The sequence below is a fragment of the Microcoleus sp. Pol12B4 genome, from assembly GCF_036701385.1.
In the GTDB taxonomy this organism is placed as follows: domain Bacteria; phylum Cyanobacteriota; class Cyanobacteriia; order Cyanobacteriales; family Microcoleaceae; genus Microcoleus.
The window spans coordinates 1-8,608 of sequence record NZ_JAUBQR010000261.1 but is presented as its reverse complement, the minus strand read 5'-3'; the positions used below and the strand labels follow the sequence as shown (position 1 = coordinate 8,608).

Here is an 8,608-nt window from a genome sequence, read left to right as displayed (position 1 = left end):
TAGGAAAGTTCTCGCAGGGTAACTTCATTGGGATTCACCCCAGCAGTCTGGTCGAGAAAAGGAGTGCCAAAGGTATTGAACAGGCCTGTAGAAGTATATTGATTGGCTGGGGAATTGCCGTTACCTACAGCTAGCTGTGTAATCAATTCGTCTTTCCCTGTAAACGAAGTAGTGAGGGTCAACCAAACTAATTGGCTGAAAGTGATTTCTGGATCATCGTCCACTCTCTGCACAATAGGTCTGTTGGTGACTGGATCGCGTCCGGCTACTCGATCGAGCGGAGCAGCATTTCCATTTGTTGCTTCAACTCGGACTCGCTTGCTCGCAAAAGCTCCAGTCAGGTTAAACCAAGCAAATCCGTTGAGTTTAGTAGTAGTTGAAAATTGGTTGGCCTCCAATTCGGCAGTGCGGGCTTCTAAAGCATCTACTCGACCGCGCAATGTAGCTAATTCTGCGGCAAATTCTTCTTGCAATCTTTGCAAAGCAAGTAAATCTTCTCGCTTGACTAAATTCCCAGTAGAACCGCCAAGTTGTTTGGTAATTTGGTCTAAGCAAGCGTTTAATCCGGCGGCAAATTCATAGCGAGTCATTGCCCGATTGCCTCGGAATGTGCCGTCTGGATATCCCGCAATGCAGCCGTATCTTTCTACTAGGGATTGTAAGGCTTGAAAAGCCCAATCTGTGGGGCGCACGTCGGACAGTTGGGAAACAGAAGTGACTTGTGCTGCGTCTTCTTGTATGCTGAGGTCATCAGCGGTGCCCGTCTCGCTGCTGATGTCGGCAACTTTGCTGGCTTCAGCCACTTGTTGAGACTGAGGAGAGTTTGCAATTTCTAACTCCTGGGGGGGTAATTCGCGAATTGCCCCCGTTATTTCTGGGGCTGTTGTTGCACGATCGACTGTTGCTGCATCTGTTTGAGGTAAAGCGCGATCGACTGTTGCTATATCTGTTTCGGGTAAAGCGCGATCGACTGTTGCATCTGTGTCGGGTAAAGCACGATCGACTGCTGCATCTGTGTCGGGTAAAGCACGATCGACTGCTGCATCTGTGTCGGGTAAAGCACGATCGACTGTTGCTATATCTGTTTGAGGTAAAGCACGATTCACCCATGCTGCATCTGTATCGGGTAAAGGGCGATCGACTGCTGAGTTAGTCTCTGCTGCGGTTATCGCCGCTAACTGCGGTATCTCAATCTTACTTGCTGCCAGCGCTGCGTCTGGGGTAGCCGTAGGGACGGCACTCGCTTCTAGCGCAACTTCTGGAGTTGAGGTATCCTGAATTTGAGCTGTTGCGGAGATCGGCCCCAAAGGCACTGCCGCACCAGAAATCAAGAAAGACAGCCAAAAAGCTTTAACGGAGGTTGCATTATTCACAATAAAACTCACACCACTTGTTGAAAATTAAATCTGGCCAAGCTTAACCGATAAGCTTGCTTATAAATGTAGTTGGTTTAACAAATTCTTATAAATAGTTAAAATTATTTTAGGAAGCGAGCGATTCCCAATCACTAATGACTGATGACTACTGATTCCTGACTAATTCCCCAAATGAAGTTTTTATTAGTTACAGATTTAGATAACACGCTAGTCGGAGATGACGAAGCAACTCAAGTTTTCAACCAGCGCTTGCAATCACAGCGATCGCAAATTTGTTTGGTTTACGCTACCGGGCGTTCTTATGCTTCAACTTGCGAATTAATTGCCCAAAAGCAACTGCTAGAACCAGACTATTTGATCGCAGGTGTAGGCAGCGAAATTTACCAAGACGGAATCCTCGATTTAGATTGGGCGGAATATCTTTCTCAAGACTGGGATAAAATGGCAATCGCCTCTTTAGCTCAGCAGTTTTTCCAGCTTAAACCCCAATCCCTAAAAGAACAAAATCCTTGGAAAATCAGTTATTGTTTGGAACCAGCATCAGAAAATAGCTCGACTGTCCAGGCTTTGCAGCAAAAATTAACTGAATCGGGGCTGCCAGCTCAAATCATTTTTAGCAGCAATCGTGATGTGGATATTTTACCGCAAACTAGCAATAAAGGCAATGCCATTACTTATTTACAAAAGCGCCTACAAATTCCATTTGAGGCAACATTAGTTTGCGGTGATTCTGGCAATGATATCAATATGTTTGAACAGGATGTCCGGGGAGTAATCGTCGCTAATGCTCTATCAGAACTCTTAGAATGGCATCGCGAATTTGGCACGACAAATCATTATTTAGCTGGTTCTGCTTGCGCTTGGGGAATCATGGAAGGAATGGCATATTTTTGGGAATTTTGATTGCCAAAAATTCGGTTTGGTTTGTAATGAACACTGAAGCCCTCATACAAATCACAGGATTGAAGTCCTCAGTACAAACGCACCCGAAGCACCCCAAGTCCTGGAAACCGTTAAAATCTGTTCAGGAATCTAAACCGCGTATCGATAGAACCTGGGAGTTGCGATACCATCAGCCTGTACTGCTTTATCAAACCTAATCGAACTGAACTTTAGCTACCTCAAGCGAGTTGAAGTTTATTTCCTAGCCTGCTGGTTAGTCGGCTATCAGCCGATCGCCAAAGGTTCTATAGTTAAGTTTAGCGCCTCAACCTAAATTAATCTCTCTAGAAAAACTGATCTTTCTAGATCAAGAAGATGTAGGTTTAGCCCACTATTTGCCCCTTTAGTTCAGTTCGCGAACGCACCGCCACATGGAACAAAATACTTTACCCGTAGAGGTGATTCTCTCTCACCCCCGCCAATATTTAGGTAGCATTCGGCTGGATTGGACGCCACAACCGGGGAACTATCTAGATTTAGAGGGACAAACCTACGCTGTTTTGGAACGCCACCACCGCTATCAACTCAAATCCGGCCGCTACCGACTGCAAAAAATTGCCCTGTACGTGCAGTCGGCCACACCGCCGACGGAAAGAACTTTTGTAAGCGGCATCTGGGTTATCGGAGATGCTAGCTGCCGTTTTAATGCTCGATCGGAAATTCTGCGCTGTGCTGTCAATCCCAATGGCCCGTGCAACTGCTGTTGCGATTACCAAAAGTGTTGAACCATCGAGTCAGTACACAATTCCACCTGGCCCAACCGAGAGAGCCGAGAATCTCGGCGTCTCCCTCATTTACCAGAAACTATCAAAACCAACTAGCAACTCTGGAATCGAATTTAACTTCTTCAGGAAGGCAGTAATCTATCTTCTGATAGCTGTGCAGCACCTCGCGAATTCCAGTATGAATCAAATTTTCTATGTGCAGCAACTGCTCTGAAGAACAGCGAACCTGAACTGTTTGGTTTGACACAGACTCGCCGGAGTCGAGCGCAGTATATCTATTAGGAACTCGGCTGAGCACATAAGCAATTAAATCTTGTCGCAATCCCGAAGGCGAAAAAGCTTGTTGGTAGGGGTGCTTCGGATAAGACTCCAAGATAATTTCTACTTCCTCTGTGACTACAGCTAAGGTAATATTGACAAGATTTTTCTGCATTTTCCCTGTCCTCAAACACTCGTTAACTAATATTTTTGTGCCCGTTCTCGTTTTCGTCTGATTTCTCATGAAATTTAACCGGCTAATACCGCCAATCGTTCTTCGGTAATCATCAGCTCGAACTCAGAACTTACCTCTTCTATAACCCGCAGCACGTAGCAGGGAATCTTGTCCGATAAAATAGCACTTGCCACCATACCAGTGTGAATTTCTAAGACTGCTTCTGCAGCAGCTTCAAACATCAGTCGCTGTCCCGGAAACATCACTCTTTCAAAGTACCAATTAGGAATGTTCCCAATCCGAACCACCTGAACTAGGTTGGTAACATTTGCGTAATAGCACAGAATCTGGTTGTTACCTTTATAAGATAGCCGATCAGACATTTAAAAATCTCCACACTCTTTCAAAAACTTACTGAGACTTGCCTTTGCCTGTTAGTGGCAATTGCGAGTTTGGCTCTCGATCAAACGACCGACTTATTTTTGAGGTGTTATTAGAGAGCGCCAATCACATCTTCAGTTATTAATTTTTGTAGCTTTGAGTTATCCTGCCAACACTTAGAGGTATGGCGCAGAAACTCCGTTTTTCCCGGTTTAAAAACCCGGTTTGTTTGGTATGCAGGGCCTAGATCCTGACTTATTGAGGTTGGTTGTACTGTAGCAGCAGTTAATCGAAAGTACCGTCACTTTCCCGAACTCTCCTGACAACAGGTTCACTGTTTGGCAGCGGAATGGTGCTGAGAGTGCGATCGACCTTAAGATCCAGAGCTTGGAGTAAAATTTATCTAAAAAATATGAGGAAATTATGAAGACCATCATTTTTTTTGATAAATATACTTTTGTCGAAGCAGAGATTACAAGAGTTAGGCAAAAACCTGGTTTTTTACCCAAAAACTTGGTTCCATCTGTGACCCTGGGTTAAAAACCCGGTTTCTCAGGGAACTCTGCGTAAATCTTGGGTTAGCAGGCTGAAACCTGGTTTTTTACCCAAAAACTTGGCTGCATCTGTGATTCCTAGTTTAAAAAATCGTTCTTGAGGCAAGTGTGCATAACTTCTGGAGGAGTTATTCTGCCTGTAAATAGGGTAATAGCCGATCGGCTTTGCAGGTAACAAAAAACCCCGACTCCCTGAGATCATCTCTAGAACTTCTAGGGAATCAGAGTTTAAATTAACCAATCACCGATCGATCTCAAAGCTAAATCAAAAAAATGAGGAAATTATGAAAATAGCCGGAAAAACTAGGATTTTCCTGGACGCATAAACCCCTTTTAATCACATAATTGCGTGATTTTCGCAATAATCAAGAGAACCAGAAAGCTGATTTTAGATCGTCATCCGGCTTGAATGCCCTTGATTCTGCCGTCGGGCTGGGTGGACTTTGTTTGTCTAGTAGCGGTTTCAAATGCCGAGTTTGATATGCTATCTGCGATGTATTTTACCCCAGTTTAAAACAACGGTTCCCAACCCAGAATTTCCGCCACTTGCTGTGCCAAACTCAAAGGATCGAAAGGTTTGGCAATCACCCCCGCTACCCCCAAATCAGCAAATTCGCTCAAATCCATCGCCTGCACCTTAGCCGTCAGGAAAATCACCGGAATCCCCCGAGTACCAGTATTGTTTTGCAGCAAACCAAACAGAGTAAGTCCGTCCATATCCGGCATCATCACATCTAACAGAATAGCGTCAGGGAGGTGAGTTTCAGCTAAAAGCAATCCTTGGCTGCCGTCGGGCGCGCTTAGTACCGTCCAGCCGCCTAAATGTTCCAGACAGGCCTGAATCACGCTGCAAAGGTTTTTTTCATCATCGATTACCAGAATACGTTTTGCTGACATAATTAAAACTCAAATTTTAAATGAATCATGGTAAACCGAAAAAGGACTTACGCACCCTGGCTCATCAACCGGGTTTCTTGACAGATATAGCAGAAGGAAGAAGCAATAAAATTAAGAGTTTCAGCACTTAAGAACGTTTTCATCGAGCGAGGTTGCTATATTTTGTCACTCACCTACTGAAACCCTGAACAGAAAAATCCGCCTATCAGCCGGGAGCATCTCATATTTGTAAAAACACTTCTGACTCTTTCCTCCTGGCTCCTAATTCCAATTTTGGGCTTGGCTGCTTTCATTGAGATGCTCCCTATCAGCCTCCCAAAATCATCCTACCCGCGTGCGTTGCCAGGAACTTGAGGTTTCGCGAACTCTGATCAAAGCAATCTCAAACCTCCAAACTTTTTCCCCCTTCGCCTTCCAACGGTGCAGGCACTGTGAAATAGAAACTGCAGCCTTGTGAGACTACACTTTCGACCCAAATTCTGCCGCCGTGCTGCTGTACGATACTGCGACAGATAGCCAAACCCAAACCCGTACCTCCTTTTTGGCGGGAGTCAGAAGCATCGACTTGTTGAAACCGTCCAAAGATAGTTTCTAGTTTATCTGCTGGAATCCCCCGCCCTCGATCTTTGACTTCAAATAAAACCCGTGAAGCGTAGCTATCCCGTAGGGAATCGCCTAAATCCTCAACCCTGACAGTGACTGTACTCCCTGGAGCGGAGAATTTAATCGCATTGCTCAACAAATTTACCAGCAGTTGAACGATTCTGTCCGGGTCAGCCCAAATTTGGGCTGTTTCGGGCAAAATCGACAAATCAATATTATTTTCAGCAGCCAAAGAAAGTACAGCTTCTGCAGACTTCCGCATCAAAACCTGGGCATCGCACCACTGCTTGACGAGGATAACTTGGCTCGAATCGAGCCGCTCTAAGTCGAGAATATCGTTTACCAAACGCACTAACCGTTCGGTATCGCTCGAAGCGATTTCTAACATCTGTTTGGCAGTTTCCGGTTTACTTTTCAGTACCCCAGCCGCCAGCAAACCTAAAGAACCGCGAATGGAGGCAAGCGGCGTTCGCAGTTCGTGGCTGACAATCGAAATAAACTCATTTTTCATTTTTTCAATTGCCCGACTTTCTGTGATATCTGTGACTGTGCCGACGTGACCAATTAGTTGAGATCTGTCGGAAAAAATCGGAGCTGTTTTCAGCCGACAAAACCGGATGGTTCCGTCTCGCTGAATGTGGCGGAATTCGCAGGAAAATTCCCCATCTAGCGATTGCGATTGGGACCACTTAGACAGAATTAGTTTGAGGTCTTCGCGGTGAACAAACCGCATCCAGCCGTTTCCTAAAGCTGCTGCCGGTGTGAAGCCACCAATTGCTTGACAGCGAGGATTTGTATAGGTACATTTCCCCTCAGTATCGATTTTGAAAATGCCCACGGGGGAACTCTCGCTCAGAGAGCGAAATAAAGCTTCGCTTTCCCGGAGTTCTGCTTGAGAGCTTTCTAGTTCTCTGGTTCGCTGCAAAACTCGCATTTCTAACCGTTCGTTGAGCTGTTGGAGGGCTGCTTCAGCAAGTTTACGATCGCTAATATCTCGGTGCACTGAGACCCAGTGGGTAAACTCACCATTTTCGTCCGCTATGGGCACAATGCTCATTTCTACCCAAAATTCCGTCCCGTCTTTGCGGTAATTGATCGAGTCAACTCGCAGCGGCTGCCAGGTTTCCAAAGCTGTCCGAATTTGATCGAGACTGGCGTGGTCTGTTTTTTCTCCTTGCAAGATGCGCGGCGTTTTGCCCACAACTTCTTCTAGCGTATAGCCGGTCATCCGCGTGAAAGCTGGGTTAACATAAATAATTCGCGGGCCCGGTTCCTCAATCGGTTCAGCTTCGGTAATTAACACGGCGTCGTTAGTGGTGGTGACTGCTGATTCCAACAGGCGCAACTGCAATTCTCTAGCTTTGCGATCGGTAATTTCTGTAACTGTCCCCACCATCCGCACTGCATCGCCGGCTTCGTTGTAAAAAAACTTACCTTTTCCCTCGATCCAGTGAATGCTGCCGTCGGGCCAAACCACGCGGTATTCCAGAAAGTAATCTGCTCGCTGGGCCAGGGTCTGATTTATAGTATTATCCGTATTTTTTAGATCTTCTGGGTGAATGCAAGCTGCAAAACTTTGATAAGTTCCCGCAAAAGTTCCCGGGGTCAACCCAAACAACTCTTCGTGTTCCCTCGACCAAACAATGCGATTTTTCTGCAATTCCCAGTCCCAAAATCCGATTTTGGTAGCCGACAAAGCTAAGCTAAGCTGCTGATTCGTTTTCCGCAACTCCATGCTAGTAATAGCAACCCGTAGTTCTTGGGCTATTTCGATTTCGCACCGCTGCCAAGGCAAAGATTTTAACCTAACAGTTTCTTGCCACAAGTCAAAGGAATTGCGAGGAGACAGCGGCCGACTGCCATCCGGTTTAACTTCAATTTCCCCGTCTGGTTTGCCGGCCCAGTTGACAGTTTGAATTGTTTCGGGACGGAACCACAAAATGTAATAATTTTGCATCTCGGACATGGCAAGGACGAGCAAACCGCTAGCAACTTCTTTAAACTTCTGCGAGGGCGGATACAGTTTTGAGAGAGAATCTGTATGAAAAATATCATTATTTATTTGAGTTTTTATCCAAGCAATTAAGTTTTCTATTTCTAGCAATTCCGGGGTGTTGCCGATGGTTGTTAAATTTTCATTTGCACACACAACTCCACCAGTAGCGCCCACTAAGGTCAGCAATTCATCTCCGGATTTAAGTAAACCTTCTACAAACCATTGTGATTGAGAAATTTTGGTAATAAACTTATGGCAATTTTCTTTTAAATAAATTGCATATTCCCAATTTTCGCTATCTTGTTTATAGCTAAGTTCTAGATTCACAAACTTTGCTAGCAGTTCGCAAGCCTTTCTTGTTTCATAGTTGACATACTTTCGTGTTGGGTGGTGACAGGCGAGCAATCCCCAGAGTTTTCGATCTTTGATTAATGCCAAGGTCATGCTAGCGCCAACGTTCATATTTTTGAGATATTGAACATGGCAAGGTGAAACTGCTCTCAACAAAGAGAAGCCCAGATTCAGGGGGCGGCCGTTCTGCGGATTGCAGTGAGGAATTAGTTCTATCGGCTGACAGTTAATATCGGGAATAAACCGAATTAAATTCATGTTGAACAGCTTTCTTGCCTGGGGAGGAATATCGGTAGCCGGATAGTGCAGTCCCAATAAAGGAGCCAAACTTTCTACTTTGTCTTCGGCGA

Annotated in this window: 7 protein-coding genes; 2 read left to right on the top strand and 5 right to left on the bottom strand. The window is 45.3% G+C overall.

Features of this window, described 5'->3' with window-relative positions:
* Window positions 1–1,376, bottom strand: a 1,376-nt coding sequence (locus QUA38_RS25355) for an iron uptake porin (RefSeq protein ID WP_333166837.1), incomplete at its 3' end; no start/stop codon positions are given.
* A 171-nt stretch (window positions 1,377–1,547) separates the two neighbouring features.
* Between QUA38_RS25355 and QUA38_RS25350 the strand changes: the two genes are divergently transcribed.
* Both QUA38_RS25350 and QUA38_RS25345 read left to right on the top strand, forming a co-directional pair.
* A complete protein-coding gene (locus QUA38_RS25350) occupies window positions 1,548–2,279 on the top strand; it encodes a sucrose-phosphate phosphatase (protein ID WP_333166835.1) in 732 nt (243 codons plus the stop codon).
* Window positions 2,280–2,689: 410 nt separating this feature from the next.
* Window positions 2,690–3,043 carry a DUF6464 family protein gene (locus tag QUA38_RS25345; protein WP_333166833.1) on the top strand — a complete coding sequence of 118 codons (354 nt, stop codon included), beginning with the start codon at window positions 2,690–2,692 and terminating at the stop codon, window positions 3,041–3,043.
* An 82-nt stretch (window positions 3,044–3,125) separates the two neighbouring features.
* Here QUA38_RS25345 and QUA38_RS25340 read toward each other — a convergent pair whose 3' ends face one another.
* The 4 genes from QUA38_RS25340 to QUA38_RS25325 form a co-directional block, all read right to left on the bottom strand.
* On the bottom strand, window positions 3,126–3,476 hold the full coding sequence (locus QUA38_RS25340; protein WP_333078033.1) for a late competence development ComFB family protein: 351 nt from the start codon (window positions 3,474–3,476) through the stop codon (window positions 3,126–3,128).
* A 74-nt stretch (window positions 3,477–3,550) separates the two neighbouring features.
* Window positions 3,551–3,859, bottom strand: coding sequence for a DUF1830 domain-containing protein (locus tag QUA38_RS25335; protein ID WP_333166831.1), 309 nt, complete (start codon window positions 3,857–3,859; stop codon window positions 3,551–3,553).
* A gap of 1,062 nt (window positions 3,860–4,921) precedes the next feature.
* Window positions 4,922–5,308, bottom strand: coding sequence for a response regulator (locus tag QUA38_RS25330; protein WP_333166830.1), 387 nt, complete (start codon window positions 5,306–5,308; stop codon window positions 4,922–4,924).
* A gap of 382 nt (window positions 5,309–5,690) precedes the next feature.
* Window positions 5,691–8,608, bottom strand: a 2,918-nt coding sequence (locus QUA38_RS25325; protein WP_333166828.1) for a PAS domain S-box protein, incomplete at its 5' end; no start/stop codon positions are given.

Bases quoted from the DNA above. Each gene is read 5' to 3' on its own strand.
- QUA38_RS25335 (WP_333166831.1), bottom strand. From the start codon at position 3,859: ATGTCTGATCGGCTATCTTATAAAGGTAACAACCAGATTCTGTGCTAT.
- QUA38_RS25330 (WP_333166830.1), bottom strand. From the start codon at position 5,308: ATGTCAGCAAAACGTATTCTGGTAATCGATGATGAAAAAAACCTTTGC.
- QUA38_RS25340 (WP_333078033.1), bottom strand. From the start codon at position 3,476: ATGCAGAAAAATCTTGTCAATATTACCTTAGCTGTAGTCACAGAGGAA.
- QUA38_RS25350 (WP_333166835.1), top strand. From the start codon at position 1,548: ATGAAGTTTTTATTAGTTACAGATTTAGATAACACGCTAGTCGGAGAT.
- QUA38_RS25345 (WP_333166833.1), top strand. From the start codon at position 2,690: ATGGAACAAAATACTTTACCCGTAGAGGTGATTCTCTCTCACCCCCGC.